The 17,166-nt window shown below is 70.7% G+C and carries 16 protein-coding genes; 10 read left to right on the top strand and 6 right to left on the bottom strand.

What is annotated here, in order from left to right; translation table 11 throughout:
• Positions 1-184: 184 nt before the first annotated feature.
• Together OHO27_RS34120 and OHO27_RS34115 are read left to right on the top strand one after the other, a co-directional pair.
• A complete protein-coding gene (locus tag OHO27_RS34120) occupies positions 185-577 on the top strand; it encodes a YidH family protein (protein WP_328428809.1) in 393 nt (130 codons plus the stop codon).
• Entirely contained in the window at positions 574-903 is a 330-nt protein-coding gene (locus OHO27_RS34115) for a DUF202 domain-containing protein (protein ID WP_328428808.1), read from the top strand. Before OHO27_RS34120 ends, OHO27_RS34115 begins: the two co-directional genes overlap by 4 nt.
• A 25-nt stretch (positions 904-928) precedes the next feature.
• Here the strand turns inward: OHO27_RS34115 and OHO27_RS34110 are convergent, their stop codons facing one another.
• Positions 929-1,909: an NADP-dependent oxidoreductase gene (locus tag OHO27_RS34110; protein WP_328428807.1), complete on the bottom strand. Its 981-nt coding sequence runs from the start codon at positions 1,907-1,909 to the stop codon at positions 929-931.
• Between the two features lie 113 nt (positions 1,910-2,022).
• Here OHO27_RS34110 and OHO27_RS34105 point away from each other — a divergent pair, with 113 nt between their 5' ends.
• From OHO27_RS34105 to OHO27_RS34095, 3 genes are all read left to right on the top strand, one after another.
• Positions 2,023-2,319, top strand: coding sequence for a hypothetical protein (locus OHO27_RS34105; protein ID WP_328428806.1), 297 nt, complete (start codon positions 2,023-2,025; stop codon positions 2,317-2,319).
• A 189-nt stretch (positions 2,320-2,508) separates the two neighbouring features.
• Complete coding sequence (locus OHO27_RS34100; RefSeq protein WP_328428805.1) at positions 2,509-3,543, top strand: phosphotransferase family protein; 1,035 nt, start codon at positions 2,509-2,511, stop codon at positions 3,541-3,543.
• 6 nt (positions 3,544-3,549) lie between these two features.
• Entirely contained in the window at positions 3,550-4,764 is a 1,215-nt protein-coding gene (locus OHO27_RS34095) for an acyl-CoA dehydrogenase (protein WP_328428804.1), read from the top strand.
• Positions 4,765-4,816: 52 nt separating this feature from the next.
• On the opposite strand, the gene OHO27_RS34090 is transcribed toward OHO27_RS34095, so the two are convergent.
• Genes OHO27_RS34090 through OHO27_RS34080 form a run of 3 tightly spaced genes read right to left on the bottom strand, consistent with a single transcriptional unit; the run spans position 4,817 to position 7,885 of the window.
• Entirely contained in the window at positions 4,817-5,410 is a 594-nt protein-coding gene (locus tag OHO27_RS34090) for a TetR/AcrR family transcriptional regulator (protein WP_328428803.1), read from the bottom strand.
• A gap of 40 nt (positions 5,411-5,450) precedes the next feature.
• Positions 5,451-7,115 carry a class I adenylate-forming enzyme family protein gene (locus OHO27_RS34085; protein ID WP_328428802.1) on the bottom strand — a complete coding sequence of 555 codons (1,665 nt, stop codon included), beginning with the start codon at positions 7,113-7,115 and terminating at the stop codon, positions 5,451-5,453.
• Positions 7,112-7,885 carry an SDR family oxidoreductase gene (locus OHO27_RS34080; RefSeq protein WP_328428801.1) on the bottom strand — a complete coding sequence of 258 codons (774 nt, stop codon included), beginning with the start codon at positions 7,883-7,885 and terminating at the stop codon, positions 7,112-7,114. The genes OHO27_RS34085 and OHO27_RS34080 overlap by 4 nt, the downstream gene beginning before the upstream one ends.
• 188 nt (positions 7,886-8,073) lie before the next feature.
• Between OHO27_RS34080 and OHO27_RS34075 the strand changes: the two genes are divergently transcribed.
• Positions 8,074-9,306 carry an exo-beta-N-acetylmuramidase NamZ family protein gene (locus tag OHO27_RS34075; RefSeq protein ID WP_328428800.1) on the top strand — a complete coding sequence of 411 codons (1,233 nt, stop codon included), beginning with the start codon at positions 8,074-8,076 and terminating at the stop codon, positions 9,304-9,306.
• 107 nt (positions 9,307-9,413) lie between these two features.
• Positions 9,414-10,730: a serine-threonine protein kinase gene (locus tag OHO27_RS34070; protein ID WP_328428799.1), complete on the top strand. Its 1,317-nt coding sequence runs from the start codon at positions 9,414-9,416 to the stop codon at positions 10,728-10,730.
• An 18-nt stretch (positions 10,731-10,748) separates the two neighbouring features.
• On the opposite strand, the gene OHO27_RS34065 is transcribed toward OHO27_RS34070, so the two are convergent.
• Complete coding sequence (locus OHO27_RS34065) at positions 10,749-13,544, bottom strand: penicillin acylase family protein (protein ID WP_328428798.1); 2,796 nt, start codon at positions 13,542-13,544, stop codon at positions 10,749-10,751.
• A 266-nt stretch (positions 13,545-13,810) separates the two neighbouring features.
• Between OHO27_RS34065 and OHO27_RS34060 the strand changes: the two genes are divergently transcribed.
• Positions 13,811-14,416 (top strand): hypothetical protein, encoded by a 606-nt coding sequence (locus tag OHO27_RS34060; RefSeq protein WP_328428797.1) that lies wholly within the window; start codon positions 13,811-13,813, stop codon positions 14,414-14,416.
• 64 nt (positions 14,417-14,480) lie between these two features.
• Positions 14,481-15,209: a 3-keto-5-aminohexanoate cleavage protein gene (locus OHO27_RS34055; protein WP_328428796.1), complete on the top strand. Its 729-nt coding sequence runs from the start codon at positions 14,481-14,483 to the stop codon at positions 15,207-15,209.
• On the opposite strand, the gene OHO27_RS34050 is transcribed toward OHO27_RS34055, so the two are convergent.
• Positions 15,155-15,901: a hypothetical protein gene (locus OHO27_RS34050; RefSeq protein WP_328428795.1), complete on the bottom strand. Its 747-nt coding sequence runs from the start codon at positions 15,899-15,901 to the stop codon at positions 15,155-15,157. The two genes, OHO27_RS34055 and OHO27_RS34050, sit on opposite strands and share 55 nt — an antisense overlap.
• A gap of 150 nt (positions 15,902-16,051) precedes the next feature.
• On the opposite strand from OHO27_RS34050, the gene OHO27_RS34045 reads away from it, so the two are divergent.
• Positions 16,052-17,119: an RNA ligase (ATP) gene (locus OHO27_RS34045; RefSeq protein ID WP_328428794.1), complete on the top strand. Its 1,068-nt coding sequence runs from the start codon at positions 16,052-16,054 to the stop codon at positions 17,117-17,119.
• Positions 17,120-17,166: the final 47 nt, after the last annotated feature.

Below are 17,166 nucleotides of genomic sequence, written 5' to 3'. Positions count from 1 at the left end.
CCGGCGACCACCTCCGCCCCTCGGAGCACCCGGCCTGCCTCAACGGCGTGCTGCCTGCCCCTGCCGCGGAGGTGGGGCCCTTCCTGCCGCGGAGGCGGGTTCCTGCGTGTGCTCGTCGCGGGCCAGAGGCCTGCCGGGTGGTACCGGAACGCCCCCGGCCCCGGCCCCGGATAGGGTCGTGCATGTGATCGAGTTCGTACGGAACGTCCGGCTGTGGTTTGCGCCGCAGGAGATCCGGCAGGAGGGCCGCACGCCCGACTACCGGTTCTCGCTGGCCAACGAGCGCACCTTTCTGGCCTGGCTGCGTACCGCGCTCGCGCTCGTCGGCGGTGGCTTCGCGGTGGACCAGTTCCTGCCGGATCTGCGCTGGGGCTGGCGCGTCGGGCTGGCGCTCGCGCTGCTCGCGGCGGGCGTGTTGTGCTCGCTCCGCGCCGTCAATCACTGGGTGCGCTGCGAGCGGGCGATGCGGCGGGGCGACGACCTGCCGGTGTCGCGGTTCCCGGCGGTGCTGAGCCTGGTGGTCGCGGTCGTGGCCGTCGCGATGGTCGTCGTCGTCCTCGTGGGGTGGGAAGGGTGAGCCCCGGGGCGGTCGCCGAGCCCGTCAGGGATCCGGGGCTGCAGCCCGAGCGGACGCGCCTCGCGTGGCGCCGTACGACACTGTCCGGGACAGTGGCGGCCGTACTCGCTGTGAAGACCGCACTGCACGGCGACGTCACGGTGGTCGGGCTGGTCGGCTGCGCCCTGTGCATCGGGCTGTGGCTGGGCTTTCTGGCGCTCGCCCACCGCCGCATCAGCGTCCTCGCCTCGTCCCCCGAACCGGCGGCCCTCGCCCCCCGGCATGCCGCGGCCACGGTCCTGTTCACCGTGGCCCTGGCCCTGTGCGGCGCCGCCCTGGTCCTGTGAGCTCCGCCGTCGGCCGCGACCCGATTCACTGAGCCCCCTGCCACAACCCCTCCGGCGCCACCGGCTCCTCCTCCGTCTCCCAGTCCACGGTCACCACGATCTTGCCCCGGGTACGGCCCTCCTGGTTGAGCCGGTGCGCGTCCGCCGCCCGCTCCAGCGGGAACGTCTCCGAGACGTGCACGGACACGACTCCCTCCTCCGCCAGCCCGGACAGCCGCAGCAGGTCCGCCGCGTCGGGGCGGACGAAGTAGTAGCGGCCCCCGTAGTCGAAGACGTCCGGGTCGGCGATCGACACCAGGCGGCCCTCGGGGGCCAGCAGGTTGGCCGAGGCCTTCAGCGCGTCACCGCCGACCGTGTCGAACGCCGCGTCCACGCCCTCGGGCGCCAGCCCCCGCACCCGCTCGGTCAGGCCGTCGCCGTACTCGACCGGCTCACCGCCGAGACCGCGTACGAAGTCGTGGTTGTGCGCGCTCGCCGTACCGATCACCCGGGCACCCAGATGGCGGGCGAGCTGGACGGCGATCGAGCCGACACCGCCGGCCGCGGCGTGCACGAGGACCGTCTCGTCGCGCTTGACCTGGAGGACCTTGGTCAGCACCTGGAACGCCGTCAGCCCCACCAGCGGCAGACCGGCCGCCTCCTCCCAGGTGAGGTTGCGGGGCTTGCGCGCGAGGGTGCGGACGGGCGCGGCGACGTACTCGGCGAAGGTGCCGCGCGAGAGGACGTCCTCGCGTACGTAGCCGATGACCTCGTCGCCGACGCCGAACTCCGTGACGGACACACCCGGCTGGACGACCACTCCGGACACGTCCCAGCCGGGGACGACCGGGAAGACCGGCTCGAGCATCCGGTCCATGTGTCCCTCGCGGCACTTCCAGTCGACCGGGTTGACCGCTGCCGCCCGCACCTTCACCAGCACGGAGTCGGGGCCGAGGCGCGGCTCGCGCACATCCCCGTATGCGAGCTCGTCGGCCCCGCCGTAGCGTGTGTAGCTGATGCCCTTCATGGGTTCGACACTCCGGGGTGGGAGGGCGCCACGCAAGCCCGAATAACCCGATATGAGCCGTTCGCGTGGCAGCCTGTCCGACGTCACCACCCGCCCCTTCGAAGGTGAGCACCATGACCACCATGCACGTGGAACACCCCGCCCACACGCACTCCCACGGTCCGGACTGCGGGCACACCGCGGTGCCGCACGGCGACCACACCGACTACGCGCACGACGGTCACCTGCACCGCGAGCACAGCGGCCACTGGGACGAGTGCGAGACGGACGGGCACGTCGCGCACGACGGACACCCCCATCAGCACGGCGCCGACTGCGGGCACGAGAGCGTGCTGCACGGCGACCACGTCGACTACCTGCACGACGGCCACCGGCACGCCGCCCACGCGGGCCACTGGGACGACCACTGAGCCCACGGGCGGCCCTGACCGACCCGCCCGTTCTGGCCGAGAACGCACTCCCGACAGCTCCCCGACGCACCGCGCGGGGAGTTGTCGGCCTATCGTGGCCCCGATCACGTTCGGCTCCCCCACTGGACTACATACCGACTGGTCGGCATCATGAGTCAGGTCCCGTTCACCTGCCTTGAGGAGCCCTATATGAGCCCCGACCATCCGCCCGGCCTCGACCTGGACCGGCTGCGCGGCCTGCTCGAGCGCGAGCGGCCCGGTCTGGCGCACGGTCCGCTGACCGGCCGGCTGATCGAGGGCGGACGGTCGAACCTCACGTACCTGGTCTCCGACGGCACCTCGCAGTGGGTCGTACGACGGCCCCCGCTCGGCCACGTCCTCGCCACGGCGCACGACATGAAGCGCGAGCACCGGGTCATCAGCGCGCTGCACCCGACGGACGTGCCGGTGCCGCGGCCGGTGCTGCTGTGCGAGGACGAGGAGGTGCTCGGGTCGCCGTTCTACGTCATGGAGTTCGTCGAGGGCACCCCGTACCGCACCGCCGACCAGCTCGCCCCGCTCGGCGCGGAGCGCACCCGGGGCGCGGTGCTGTCGCTGGTGGACACCCTCGTCGAGCTGCACGCGGTGGAGCCGGCGTCGGTGGGTCTTGAGGACTTCGGCCGGCCCGAGGGCTTCCTGGACCGGCAACTGCGTCGCTGGGGCAAGCAGTTGGACGCCTCCCGCAACCGCGAGCTGGCCGGCATCGACGAGCTGCATGCGACGCTCGGCCGCCGGCTGCCGGCCTCTCCCGCGGCGACGGTGGTCCACGGCGACTACCGGCTGGACAACGTCCTCATCGGTGACGACGACAAGATCAAGGCGATCCTCGACTGGGAGATGTCGACGCTCGGAGATCCGCTCACCGACCTCGGCCTGCTGGTGATGTACAGCATGCCGCTGGGCATGGCGGACTCCCCGGTCTCCACGACCGGCGAGGCGCCCGGCCATCCGACGCCGACCGAACTGATCGAGCGGTACGCCGCGCGCTCGGGGCGCGACGTCTCCGCGGTCTCCTGGTACACGGCGTTCGCCTGGTTCAAGCTCGCCGTGATCCTGGAGGGCATCCACTACCGCTACACGCTCGGCCAGACGGTCGGCCGCGGCTTCGACCGCATCGGCGACCTGGTCCCGGTCTTCATCGAGCACGGCCTGACCACGCTTCAAGACGGCATCCAGGAAGGCTGACGGGATATGGACTTCGCGTTCGACGCACGCACCGAGGAGCTGCGCGCCAAGCTGCTCGCCTTCATGGACGAGTACGTCTATCCCGCCGAGGCGGTCGCCGAGGAGCAGCGGGCCGAGCTGGCGTCCCCGTGGGACACGCCGGCCGTGGTGGAGGAGCTCAAGGCCGAGGCGCGCAGGCAGGGCCTGTGGAACCTCTTCCTGCCGGACCAGGAGTACGGGGCCGGGCTCACCAACCTCCAGTACGCCCCGCTCGCCGAGATCACCGGCCGCTCCCCGCACCTGGCACCGACGGCCACGAACTGCGCGGCGCCCGACACCGGGAACATGGAGGTGCTGTCCCAGTTCGGCGACGAGCAGCAGAAGAAGCAGTGGCTGGAGCCGCTGCTGGCCGGTGAGATCCGCTCGGCGTTCGCGATGACCGAGCCGGATGTGGCCTCCTCGGACGCCACGAACATCACCACGCACATAGAGCGGGACGGCGACGAGTACGTCATCACCGGCCGCAAGTGGTACATCTCCGGGGCGATGAACCCGGACTGCAAGATCCTGATCGTGATGGGCAAGACGGACCCGGAAGGCGAGGACATCCGCCGTCAGCAGTCCATGGTCCTGGTCCCCCGCGACACCCCGGGCGTCACGATCAAGCGCGCCATGCAGGTCTTCGGCTACGAGGACCACTCCCACGGCGGCCACGCCGAGGTGGTCTTCGACCACGCGCGCGTGCCGGTGTCCAACCTCATCGGCGAGGAGGGCGGCGGCTTCGCCATCGCCCAGGCGCGGCTCGGTCCGGGCCGTATCCACCACTGCATGCGGCTGATCGGCATGGCCGAGCGGGCGATCGAGCTGATGTGCCGACGGGCGGTGTCCCGGAACGCCTTCGGCAAGGCGCTGGCCCAGCAGGGCGTGGTCCACAACTGGATCGCCGACGCGCGGGTGACCGTCGAGCAGCTCCGTCTCCTGGTCCTGAAGACGGCCTGGCTGATGGACACCGTCGGCAACAAGGGTGCCCACACGGAGATCCAGTCCATCAAGATCGCCACGCCGCGTGCGGTCGTCGACATCCTCGACCGGGCGATCCAGTTGCACGGTGCGGGTGGTGTCAGCCAGGACTTCCCGCTCGCGGAGCTGTACGCCGGCGCGCGGACCCTGATGATCGCCGACGGGCCCGACGAGGTGCATCAGCGGTCGCTGGCCCGGCGGGAGTTGACGAAGTACCTGTAACGGGACGCAGTTAAGGGGCGGTCGCATCAGCGACCGCCCCTTACTAGTGGCCTCAGGGGCGCAGCGCCCGCAGCAGCAGGTCCGCGAGGTGATCCGCGACCTCCTGGGGGCTCATCGGGCCGTCGGGGCGGTACCACGTCGACAGGTGGTGGACCGAGCCGAAGTGGTAGTCCACGACGAGGTCCGCCGGGGTCGCCGTGGAGAAGACGCCCGCCTCCTGGCCTTCCTCGACGAGCGCACGGAAGCGCTCGTGGTAGAGCCGCCGCTCGGCGCGCACCTGTTTGTTCTTCTCCGGGCTGAGATGGTGCATCGACCGGAAGAAGATCATGGCGTCGTCGAGGTTCTCGATGGTCGTCACCACGACGTCCGCCGCCGCCCCCCGCAGCCGCTTCTCGATGGGCTCGTCGGCCCCCGCGAAGGCATCCAGCCGCTCCTGCTGAACACGCAGTACGCGCGCGTACACCTCGTGCAGGAGGTCGTCCTTGGAGCCGAAGTAGTGGTAAAGCGCCCCCTTGGTGACGCCGGCCGCCTCGACGATCTCCTGCACCGAGGTGCGGTCGTAGCCCTGCTCCGCGAAGAGCCGGGTGGCGGCGGCGAGCAGCCGCTGCGGGACGGGCGTACCGTCACCGTCCGTCGTCCTGGCCACTGTGCCGCCACCTGCCCTTCCGAGATATTCCTGCTTGCGTCTAGCCGTCGTTCGCCCGGGAACGAAGTTCCCGACGGAGGATCTTCCCACTTGCCGTCTTGGGCAAGTCGGGCAGGATCTCCACCTGCCGCGGATATTTGTAGGCGGCCAGTCTCTCCTTGCAGTAAGCGGCGAGTGTGCCGGGGTCCGTTTCCGCACCCGGACGGAGGCTGATGTACGCCTTGACGGTCTCCCCGCGGTACCCGTCGGGCACCCCCACCACGGCCGCCTCGCGCACCGCCGGGTGCGTGTAGAGCACGTCCTCGACCTCGCGCGGCCACACCTTGAAGCCGGACGCGTTGATCATGTCCTTCTTGCGGTCGACGACGTACAGCCAGCCCTCGGCGTCCATGAAGCCGATGTCGCCGGTGCGCAGTTCGCCGTCGGGGAAGGTCTCGGCGGTGGCATCGGGACGCCGCCAGTAGCCGGGGACGACCTGCGGCCCGCGCACCACGATCTCGCCCTGCTCGCCGAACGGCACCTCCGCGCCCTGCTCGTCGACGATCCGTACGACCGTCTCCGGGCCCGGCAGCCCCACGGCCAGCGTCCCCGAGGCGGGGTCGACGGGGGCCTCCAGGCCGGGCGGGACAGAGGCGCAGGGGGCGGTGCACTCGGTGAGGCCGTAGCCGTTGCGGATGTACGGCCCGAAGCCGGCCCGGAACTTCTCCACCAGGGCGGGCGGCACGGGGGCGCCTCCCGAAGAGATGTTCACGAAGGAGGAGAAGTGCTCCCGGGTGACGGCCGGGTGGGCGGCCAGCGCCATGAAGGCCGTCGACGGGCCGACCGTGTAGTGCGGCCGGTGCTCGGCGAACGCGTCCAGCACGACGCCCGCGTCGAAGCGGTACGTCAGCACCAGCGTGCCCGCGCTGTTGAGGCTCGCGCCGAGCTGGCAGACCATCCCGGTGATGTGGAACAGGGGCGCCAGCGCGTAGTACACGGGCGCGTCCGGCAGGCCGAGCCCGGTCCGCTGCCGCTCCGCGTTGTACATGACGTTGCCGTGCGTGTTGACGGCGCCCTTGGGGGTGCCGCTCGTGCCCGAGGTGTAGCTGATCAGCGCGGTGTCGGACGGGCCGAGGTCACGCCCCTGCGGCGCCTTGTGGCCGGCGCGGGCGACAGCCGTCAGGTCGTCGGCGTCCCCGGCCCCCGGCAGTCGCTCGAAGGTCAGCACGCGCGCGTCGCCCCGCGTCTGGAAGTCCAGCTCACAGCCGGTGAGCACGATCCGCACCGGCGAGTCGGCCGCCGTCTCGCGCAGATACGACTCCCAGGCCCGGTCCGTGCAGATCAGCGCGGCCACTTCGCCGTCCCGCAGGACATGGCCGACCTCCCCCGACTTGTACATGGGGTTGACCGGCACGACGACCGCCCCCGCCTTCCAGGCGCCGAGCAGGGCGATCACGAAGTGCGGGGAGTTCTGCAGCAGGATCGCCACCCGGTCGCCGTGCTCCAGGCCACGGGCGGCGAGGTGCCCGGCGACGGAGTCGCTGAACTCGTCGACCTCGCGGTAGGTCAGGCGGCCGTCGAAGTAGGCGAGGAAGACACGCTCCGGGGTCTCGGCGACGGCCCGGCGCAGGGCGTGCACGAGCGAGTCGGCCGGTGCTATCGGGGCGCGCTGGACGTCGGAGAGCAGTGCCACCCAGGGCTTGGCCGCGTACAGGGAGTCGGTCACCGGGCCTCCTCCCACTTCTGCTGGAGGTGGTTCATGTTGGTCAGCCAGCGGTCCGGCTCGGCGGCCCGCGCCTGGTAGTAACCGGCGACCTCGGGGTGCGGCAGGATCAGGAAGCGGTCCTCCTGCATGCCCTTGAACAGGGCGTCCGTCACGTCCTCCGGTGCGATGGCGGTGGGCTTGAGTACCAGGTCCCCCGCGCTGCCGGTGGCGTCCAGCATGTCGGTGCGCACGCCCTGCGGGCAGATGGCGTGCACCTTGACGCCACGGTGGCGGTACGTCAGCGACAGGTACTCGGCGAAGGCGTAGGCGCCGTGCTTGGTGACGGCGTAGGGTGCGGCGCCGATCATGGTGAGCAGTCCGGCGGCGGAGACGGTGGAGACGAAGCGTCCGCTGCCGCGCTCCAGCCAGGCGGGGAGCAGTTCGTTGGCGGCACGCACGTGTGCCATGACGTTGACGTCCCAGGACGTCGACCAAGCCTTCTCGTCGAGCGGCTGTCCAGGGTCCTCGCCCCCGAACGCGACCCCGGCGTTGGCGCAGTAGATGTCGACCGTGCCACCGAGCGCGTCCCGGGCGTCGGCGACGACGGCGGACGCGTCACCGGCCACCGCGATGCCGCCGATCTCGTCGGCGACCACCTTGGCCTTCCCCGCATCCAGATCGTTGACGACGACACGAGCCCCCTCGGCGGCGAAGCGCCGGGCCAGCGCAGCCCCGATGCCACCCCCAGCCCCGGTCACGACGACTCCGGCACCCTGAACGGCTTCCACCATCGGTCTCCTTCGACTGCGGCTCTGCTATGACGACCAGACTAACCGGTCGGTATGTCCCTGGGAAGGACGACTGCAGCGCCCTCAGGGGCGCGGGGCTGTATCGAAGTGCGGCTCCGCCGCGTGGGCGCGACAAGCCACAGACAACCGGCGCCTTCCCCACAACCTGCGGGAGCAATACCGTGCCCCTCATGCGCCTATCCAGACGAGCTCTCCTCGCAGCGACCACGGCAGCAACCGCACTCTCCGCCGCACCCCCGGCCTCAGCGACCCAGCACCGCCTACGGACCGGCTTCGAGAACCTCGCCGCAAACGGCTACGCAGCCCTGCGAGGCCAGAGCGTCGGAATCGTCACCAACCCCACCGGCGTGACCCGCGACGTCCGCCACATCGTAGACGTGATGCACGCCGACGAAAGGGTGAACCTGACGGCCGTCTTCGGCCCCGAGCACGGCTTTCGCGGCACCGCCCAGGCAGGCGGCTCCGAAGGCCGCTACGACGACCCGGCGACCGGCCTCCCGGTCTACGACACGTATCTGAAGAGCGGCCGGCCCCTCGCCGACATCTTCACCGCGTCCGGCGTGGACACGGTGGTCTTCGACATCCAGGACGCGGGCGCCCGCTTCTACACCTACATCTGGACGCTCTACGACTGCATGGAGGCGGCTCAGCTGGCCGGCAAGCGCTTCGTCGTGCTGGACCGGCCGAACCCGGTGACCGGGCGGGCGGCCCAAGGCCCCGTCCTCCACATGGAGTTCGCCACCTTCGTGGGCCGCCGGCCCATCTCCCAGGCGCACGGCATGACGGTCGCCGAGCTGGCGCGGCTGTTCAACGGGGAGTTCCTCACCACCCCGGTGCCGCTGGAGACCGTACGGATGACGGGCTGGAAGCGGTCCGAGTTCTACGACGCCTGGGACCTGCCGTGGGTGCCGCCGAGCCCGAACATGCCGACGCCGGACACCGCCCTCGTCTACTCGGGCACATGTCTCTTCGAGGGCACGAACCTCTCGGAGGGACGCGGCACCACCCGCCCCTTCGAGCTGCTGGGCGCCGAAGGCATCGACGGCCGCTGGGCGGCGGCCGCGAACGAACTCCGCCTCCCTGGGGTGCGCTTCAGAGAGGCCTACTTCGCGCCGACGTTCTCCAAGTTCCAGGGCAAGACCATCGGCGGCGTGCAGATCCACGTCCACGACCGCACCGCATACGACCCCGTGCGCACCGGGATCGCCCTGCTGGTGACCGCCAAGCGGGCCTGGAGCGGCTTCAGTTGGCGTCCGGACAACTGGATCGACAAGCTCACCGGCTCCACGCAGGTCCGCACGATGATCGACGCGGGCGCGAGCGCCGACGAGGTGGTCGCGGGCTGGCAGGGAGAGCTGGCGGCGTTCCGGCGGGTGCGGCGGGAGTACCTCCTGTACAAGTGAGCGGCCCCAGCGGGGTTACACGGATGGGTGACGACGTATGGCCAATCCCGCCCGCTAGCAGGACGATGCGCCCGTATCGCACCACTTCGGGGGACGAGGGGCCCGTCATGGCGGAACCGGCAGTGCGCGTGACTCCTTACTGGGAGCTGACCTTCGACGCGGACGGCGATCCGGACTCCGGGAAGCGGGACCGGCTGCTGGCCGGGGTGGCACAGCACCACGTCCGTGATCTGATCGTCTTCGCGCACGGCTGGAACAACGACCGCTCGGTGGCGACCCGGCTCTACGACCGCTTCTTCGCACCGATGCCGCAGCTCGCCCCGGCGGCGAAGATCGGGTGCGTGGGCGTGGTCTGGCCGTCGATGAGGTTCTCGGACGAGCCGATCCCGGACTTCCCGCGTGCGGTGGCGGCCGAGCTGCCGCGGCGGCCGGCGCTGGACAAGGACACACGGCACGCGCTGCTGGAGACCTTTCCCGGCCGGGCGACCGTGATCGACCAGCTCGCCCGCCTGTTGGACCAGCAGCCGCGTGAGGAGGCCGAGTTGGAGGAGTTCGGGCGGCTCGTGCGGATGCTGGTGGACGTCGTTCCGCCGGGGCCGCAGGTGCTGTTCGCGGCGGACACGCTGGCGGAGGGCGTGCCGCAGAACTCGCCGGACATGCTCTCGGGGTCGGTGGCGGCGGTGTGCGAGGAGTTCGCGCAGGCGCTGACACACCTCGAAGCGCCCGACGGTGCGGCCTCGTTCTCGCTGCCGAACCCCTGGGAGGGTGCGCACGAGCTGTTGCGGCAGGCCACGTACTACGCCATGAAGCGGCGCGCCGGGACTGTCGGTGAGCGTGGGCTCGGCCGGGTGGTGGGGCAGCTGGCGGCGCGGGCGCCACAGGTGCGGGTGCATCTGGTCGGGCACAGCTTCGGAGCGCGGCTGGTGTCGTTCGCGCTGCGCGGGCTGCCGGAGGGCGTGCGCACGGTGAAGTCGGTGACCCTGCTCCAAGGCGCCTTCTCGCACTACGCGTTCGCGTCCCGGCTGCCGCACGACGCGCGCGCGGGAGGGGTGCTGGAGGGCCAGCACAACCGTATCGACGGACCGCTGGTGTGCTGCCACTCGCGGCACGACTCGGCCCTGTCGACGATGTATCCGCTGGCCTCCCGCATGGCGGGGGACGCGCGCGGGGTCGCGGCTCTCGACGCCGGCCGGATGCTGGGCGCCAAGTGGGGTGCGATGGGGCACGGCGGGGTGCAGGCGGTGCCGGGGACACGGTCGTTCGAGCTGGCCGACGCGCTGAAGGCCAAAATGCCCGCCTCGGGGTGCGTGAACATCGACGCGGCGGCGGTCGTCAGGCGCGGGGGGCCGCCGGCGGGGGCGCACAGCGACATCGTGCACCGGGAGCTGGCGCAGGTGGTGCTGGCGGCGGGCCGCATCAAGTGACCCGCCGCCGGCTTCCCGTCACCGGTGTGACGTGAACTCCACCACCTGCTGATACGTCGGCCGGTTCTGCCAGCTGATCCTGCCGTGCTTGATGCCGCCCAGGGTGCGCTGGACGATCGAGTCGGCACACCACTGGTCGCCCGCCGAGCACTGGTCGTCGCCGGGGTAGACCTGGGCCGCGGTCTTGCCGGCCGCCTCCTTCAGGGTGCCGATCAGGAGGTCCCGGCAGGCGCCGAGGCTGCCGCCACCGCAGTACTTGCGGTCGAGCGGCCCCTGCACCGACTCACCGAGCACGGCACGGATGTCCTTGTCGACGTAGGACCACCAGCCGTACTGGAAGGAGCTTCCGGCGTGCGCGCCGGTCGGGCCGTGGGCGGACGACGGGGACTCGTCGATGGGCAGGTTGACCGTCATCGCGGCATACAGCTCGCTGCCGAGGCCCGGTTCGAACTGGGCCTTCACCAGCAGTGGCCACCACGCGTCCAGGATGCGGATCGCGTCGGCGTCGGCGTACTTCTTCGAACCGGCCGACGTCTCGGTGCGCTTGCCGCCCGCCGCCAGCCACGTCTGCAGCTTGCTCACCGCCGCCGCGGCCGCCGAGTCGGTCACCGGTGAACCGGTGACGACCTTGAGCAGGTCCGGAAGTACGTCCTCGGCCCGCAGGTCGGCAAGGCCCGCGTCGGCCATCGCCTTCACCAGCGAGGCGCGGGTCACGCCGCCCGCGTCGACGAGTTTTCGCACCCGGTCCTCCAGCAGGTTGCCGCGGTGGACCGAGCCGTCGCCCCAGGGCGCGGTCGTGTAGTCCTTGGCCTGCTTGTTGTTCCAGGAGATGTAGTAGTCCTGGTCGATGGAGTTGGGGTGGGCCGAGGGCGGGGTGTACTGCGCCGTGTTCTTCGCCGGGTCCCAGTTCCGCCACTCGTACGCCGGCTGCGCCCACACCGGGAACTCCGCGTCGACGCCGGTCGCCCGCACCGGGTTGTCGCCGCTGTTGTAGTAGGCGGTGTGCTCGGAGTCGGCGTAGAACCAGTTGAAGGTGTAGTTGATGTGCTGCACCGCCTTCTGGAAGTCCTCCGGGCCCTTGACGTAGTCGGGGTCGTTCAGCATCTGGAAGCCGATGATCGAGTCGGCCTCGTGCAGGTAGGACGAGCGCAGTGTGGCGTAGGCGACCTTCTTGCCGCCGACGGTCGCGCGATGCGTGACGGGGCCGTACTTCGTCCGCCAGACCCGCATCGTGTACGAGCCCGCGGGGGTGCTGTCGGCCGTCGTCGGCTTCCAGGCGTTCTTCTGCTCGATCTTCTCCATCGCCGTGCAGGTGCCGCGGTACAGGTAGTGGTAGTCGTCCTGGCAGAGCTCGACGGCGTAGGAGTCGATGATGTCCTGGCCGGAGGTCGTGGCGCTCCACGAGTAGTCCTGGCCGCGGCCGAGCTCGACGTACATGCTCAGGCCCGCGAAGGAGGCGCCGCGGGCGCTGATGCCGGGGCCCTGGATCTCCTGGAGCAGGAGGAGCTGGGGTGCGAAGTAGCCGGTCTGCGGGCCGAAGACGGCGACCGGGTGGCCGCTCGCGGTGTGCTCGCCGCTCACCACCAGGGCGTTGGACATCCCCCGCTTCGCCGAGGTCATGGCGGTCTCGGCGGCCGTGGTGGAGGCGCCGGTCGCGGCGGAGCCGGCCGCGCTGCCGGTACGGTCGTACACGAGCTGTTCCTCGGCGACCGAGCCTGCGTCGGGCAGGGCCTCGCCCTGTGGGTTCTCGGGCTTGGTGGCGTACGGGAAGCTCTTGTCGTGGACGGTGACGACGGCCTCGGGGTCGTTGCGCTCGCGGAACGACTCCCAGAGCTTGGTGCCGTCGGCCACGCCGTACTTCTCCTGGGCGGCCAGCAGGGAGATCGCGTTGTGGACCTCGCCGCCGCCTCCGGAGCCGAACAGGGCGCCGATGACGGAGCCCAGCGCGACCATGTCGGTCAGCTTGAAGTGCTCGATCGTGCCGGCGTTGGTGACGGAGTCCTTGTGACCGGTCAGGACGTACTCGCCGGGGAAGTAGCGGCCGCTGTCGGAGGCGTCGATGTAGGCGTTGATGCCGTCGAGATAGGCCTTGGCGTCGGCGAGGGCCAGCTGCCCGCGTTCGCCGTTCGAGGCGACGGCGTTGTCGATCTGCGCCTGGAGATCGGCCTCGGTGTACGGCGCGTGGCGCCAGAACTGCTGCTCCAGGCCCTGGTTGGAGGGCGCACCGCCCGCGAAGGAGGTCAGCTGCCCGCGTCCGACGTGGCGGAAGACGTCCATCAGCCACAGCCGGTCCTGGGCGGCCGCATAGCCGGCGCCGAACTCCGTGCCGTATCTGGTGGTACCGGTGATGTGCGGCACACCCGTCTTCTTGTCACGGACGATCGTCACGTCGCCGCGTCCGGCGGGATTCACGGTGGAGGCGACTTGATCGGACGGGACGCCGAACGAGGCGTCGTTGAAGAAGTTGTTGATCGTCGCGTTGGTGAGGCCGGAGTGGCCCTTGGCCAGGTCGGCATAGGGACCCAGCTGGTCGGAGGCGTGTTCGGGCATCGTGCCGAAGGCCTGGTTGAGCAGGATCTGGGCGAGGGTTGCGTTGCCGTTCTGGCCCGGCGGCAGGATGTCGGAGCACTGGTTCCCGCAGTGGTCGACGGCCGCCGTCGCCTCGGCCGCAGCCTCGGGTGCGGCGACCGCCGGGGAAAGTGGCGACAAAAGACCGGCGATCAGAGCGCATATGGATGCGGTCTTCAGGAACCCGTGGAATCTGCCGGGAGTTCTCAGTCTGACTAAGGCGTTGCGTGGGGTACGCCGTGGCATGGCCGCTCCTACCGACGAAGGTGAGCCGGGATGTTACCGGCGGTATCCCCGAGATTGAAGATGAACATGCGTCACGTTTGGGAGTCACCAGGGAGCGCGATGGAGGCCGCACGAGGAAGCGCCATGGAGGCCATCGGAAATCGGATGGAGCGGGAATGGAGCCGAATCGCTTGTCGATACGTCTATTCGTCAACGTCGCACGAAGTCCGTGCGGCGACGCCGAAGTGACCGAAGTACAGGTGCAGGTGTGACGGAGGTGCAGGGCGATGGCCGGTTTCCGGAGTCTGGCGAGACAGGTGCGCGACCCGCGGTGCGATCTGGCGCTTCGGCGCTACTCGCTGCGTAAGTGCCTTGAGCGTTTCGCTCCTTACGGGCACAGGGCGACCTGGGACCACTTGTGCTCCCGGGCAGGGTTCGGTCCGGAGGACCGGTCCCCCGATCCGGCGCGGCTCGTGGCCGCGTTGGACGAGCTGGAGGAAGCGCGTTCGGTCTGGCTGGCCTACGAGGTCGAGTTCGCCGAGCGACGCAGGAAAGAAAAGCACGACGGACTGCGCAGGCCGGGCAGCGTGGACGACTGGCACCGGCTGACCTGGGGCGGTTTCGGAGTCGCCTGGTGCGACAACCCCCGGGTCCACCCCGATGAACCGCTGGCCGAGGTGCTGCGCCGACTGATCTCCGCGCTGGAGCGCGATCCGGGCTGCGAGTGCCCGGTGTGCGACGGGGAGCGACTGATCTGGCAGTACGACCTGGCCCATGAACCGTCGTCGGGCCCGGTCTGCACGGACTGCGGAATCGTGGTGCCGCGTCCGGTTCTCACGCCCGAAGCGCTGGCGGCGTCGCGGCGCGAGCGGCGGTTGCTGGTGTCCGCCTAGTACGACGGGGTGCGCCGGGGATGCCGCACCCCCTCTTGTCGGTAGTGGCTGGCACCATCGAGCCATGATCCAGGTGTGTCTGAACGGGTCCCGAGGGGCCGGCGACGGTGCGGTGGTACCGCTCTCGCCTGAGGCGCTGGCCGATGCCGCGGCCCATGCCGTTGCTGCCGGGGCCACGGATATCCATGTCCACCCCAAGACCCCCTGCGGGCAGGACAGCCTGTCGCCGCGCGTTCTCGCGCCGACGCTGACGGCGATACGGGCCCGGGTGCGGGTGCCGGTCGGGGTGACCACAGGCGCGTGGGCGGAACCGGACCCGAAGACCCGGCTGGAGCGCGTACGCAGCTGGGCGGTGCTGCCGGACCACGCCTCGGTCAACTGGCATGAGGAGGGCGCCGAGGAGATCGCCGCGGCGCTGATCGAGCGAGGCGTGGGCGTCGAGGCCGGCATCTGGTCCGGCACGGACGGAGCGGCCCGGTTCGCCGCTTCGCCGCTGGGGCCGAGGGTGCTGCGGGTGCTGGCGGAGGTGACGGACACGTCCGCCGAGACGGCCGAGCAGACTGCGCGTGCACTGCTGACCGACCTGGGCTCGGCGTTCGGGCGCCCCGTGCTGCTGCACGGGGAGGACGGTGGAGCCTGGCCGGTGCTGCGGCTGGCCGGGCGACTGGGGCTGGCGACGCGCATCGGCCTGGAGGACACGCTCCTCCTGCCGGACGGGGAACGGGCGGCGTCCAACGCTCAGTTGGTGACCGAGGGACTGGTCCGGTACGGGTGGGCCCAGCGCTCGCCGTAGGGCAGGGCGAGGAGTTCGGCGCGGGTCGCGAGGTCGGGCTCGTGCTGGGCGCGGAGCCGGGCGGGAGCATGGCCGGCGAGCCAGGACTGGAGTTCGGCGACGACGGCAACCTCGTCGTCGGGATCCCACCAGCCGAAGGGTGCGGCGTCGAACTCCAGCTGGTACAGCCACGTCGCCGAGCAGCTCGCGAGGTGCACGTCGGCTGTGGGACGACTGTCCCAACGGTCGAGCAGCGGCGTCACGGTTCCGAGACTCATGGCGCAGGTCTCGAACACATCGGCCACGGGGTACGGCGGCTCGGGCACCCTGAGGACGTGCTGCCACCAGTCGTGCACGAACGTCTCGACGGCGGCGGCCTGGTGGGCGGGCCAGGCGCGCCACTCGACCCGGCTCAGCCCAGGGTGTCCCCAGCCGATGCCGTCCAGCGTGCCCTCGGCCATCGCATGCGCGGCCTGCGGCAGGAGTCGGCGCATCACGGCCGCATGGTCCTCGAAGTGACCGGGGATTTTGAAGAAGAACCTGCGGACCAGATCCGCGGGCACGCGTGTGTACGGCGTGCGCAGATACGCCGTCTCCTCCGGACGAAAGCACTGCTCACAGCCGGTCTCCGCGGGGCTGGCGAAACCGTTGAAGACCGTGTCGATGTCCGCGAGGGCGGCATCGAGGGAGGGAGAGGACGAGGCAGAGGACATGGCGGTGGTCCCGTCAGGACTCCGTGCGCGGCAGCGGGCCACCGGCCGAAGGTCGCGACGATAGCAGGCGGTAATCCGGTCGTTCCATCCGTTTCCCGTCCGGACAGTTGGGGGCGATGAAACACGTCTGAGGAACACCGAGGAGCCCTCATGTCGACGCTGCGCGTCACCGCCGAAGTGCTGACCGTCCACGAACATCCCGACGCCGATGCGCTGGAGCTGGCCCAGGTGGGTCTGTACCGTGCCGTCGTCGCCAAGGGCGCGTACCGCACGGGTGATGCCGCCGTGTACATCCCCGAGCAGTCCGTGCTGCCGGCCGGGCTGATCGAGGAGCTGGGGCTGACCGGGCGGCTGGCCGGGAGCAAGGCCGACCGGGTCAAGGCGGTGCGGCTGCGCGGTGAGCTGTCGCAGGGGATCGTGTGCCGACCCGACGCGCTGGCCGGCGTTGATCTGGCGCGGGCGGCTGCGGAGGGTGCCGACTTCGCCGAGCGGCTCGGCATCACCAAGTGGGTGCCGCCGATCCCGCCCACGATGTCCGGCGACGTGGAGTCGGCACCGGATCTGCTGCCGTGGGTCGACATCGAGAACATCCAGCGGTATCCGGACATCTTCACGCCGGGCGAGCCGGTCGTGCTGACCGAGAAGCTGCACGGGTCGGCGTGCCTGCTGACGTATGTCGCGGACGAGGAGCGGGTGTACGTGTCCTCCAAGGGCTTCGGGTCGAAGTCGCTGGCACTGAAGGAGGACCCACGGAACCTGTACTGGCGGGCGGTGCAGGCGCACGGCGTCGCCGAGGTCGCGGCCCGCGTGGCCGAGCGGTTGGGCGCGCGGCGGGTGGGTGTCTTCGGTGAGGTGTACGGCGCGGGGGTGCAGGACCTGACCTACGGCGCCGACGGGCGTCAGGAGACCTTGGGGTACGCCGTGTTCGACGTGTCCGCGGAGATCGACGGCCGGGTGCAGTGGCTGGACGCGGCGGAGGCGCTGAAGGGTGAACTGCCTTTGGCACCACGGCTGTTCGAGGGCCCGTTCGAGATCGAGCGGGTGCTGGAGGTCGCGAGCGGCCGGGAGACCGTCTCCGGGCGGGAGCTGCATCTGCGGGAGGGCGTGGTGATACGTCCGGTTGCCGAGCGGTACAGCACGGTGACCGGCGGGCGGGCCATCGCGAAGGCGGTCAGCCCGGCGTATCTGACGCGGAAGGGCGGCACCGAGTACGAGTGACTCGGGCTCCACCGGCGTGCGGGTGCCCGGCGTTGGTGCGACACCAC

Source organism: Streptomyces sp. NBC_00443 (assembly GCF_036014175.1).
Taxonomy (GTDB): domain Bacteria; phylum Actinomycetota; class Actinomycetes; order Streptomycetales; family Streptomycetaceae; genus Streptomyces.
This window is presented reverse-complemented; position numbering and strand designations above follow the sequence as displayed.

What these genes read in the sequence shown, in the direction of transcription:
- OHO27_RS34110 (WP_328428807.1), bottom strand. Translation starts at nt 1,909, where the DNA reads ATGAAGGGCATCAGCTACACACGCTACGGCGGGGCCGACGAGCTCGCA.
- OHO27_RS34105 (WP_328428806.1), top strand. Translation starts at nt 2,023, where the DNA reads ATGACCACCATGCACGTGGAACACCCCGCCCACACGCACTCCCACGGT.
- OHO27_RS34100 (WP_328428805.1), top strand. Translation starts at nt 2,509, where the DNA reads ATGAGCCCCGACCATCCGCCCGGCCTCGACCTGGACCGGCTGCGCGGC.
- OHO27_RS34095 (WP_328428804.1), top strand. Translation starts at nt 3,550, where the DNA reads ATGGACTTCGCGTTCGACGCACGCACCGAGGAGCTGCGCGCCAAGCTG.
- OHO27_RS34080 (WP_328428801.1), bottom strand. Translation starts at nt 7,885, where the DNA reads ATGGTGGAAGCCGTTCAGGGTGCCGGAGTCGTCGTGACCGGGGCTGGG.
- OHO27_RS34075 (WP_328428800.1), top strand. Translation starts at nt 8,074, where the DNA reads ATGCGCCTATCCAGACGAGCTCTCCTCGCAGCGACCACGGCAGCAACC.
- OHO27_RS34070 (WP_328428799.1), top strand. Translation starts at nt 9,414, where the DNA reads ATGGCGGAACCGGCAGTGCGCGTGACTCCTTACTGGGAGCTGACCTTC.
- OHO27_RS34065 (WP_328428798.1), bottom strand. Translation starts at nt 13,544, where the DNA reads ATGCCACGGCGTACCCCACGCAACGCCTTAGTCAGACTGAGAACTCCC.
- OHO27_RS34060 (WP_328428797.1), top strand. Translation starts at nt 13,811, where the DNA reads ATGGCCGGTTTCCGGAGTCTGGCGAGACAGGTGCGCGACCCGCGGTGC.
- OHO27_RS34055 (WP_328428796.1), top strand. Translation starts at nt 14,481, where the DNA reads ATGATCCAGGTGTGTCTGAACGGGTCCCGAGGGGCCGGCGACGGTGCG.
- OHO27_RS34050 (WP_328428795.1), bottom strand. Translation starts at nt 15,901, where the DNA reads ATGTCCTCTGCCTCGTCCTCTCCCTCCCTCGATGCCGCCCTCGCGGAC.
- OHO27_RS34045 (WP_328428794.1), top strand. Translation starts at nt 16,052, where the DNA reads ATGTCGACGCTGCGCGTCACCGCCGAAGTGCTGACCGTCCACGAACAT.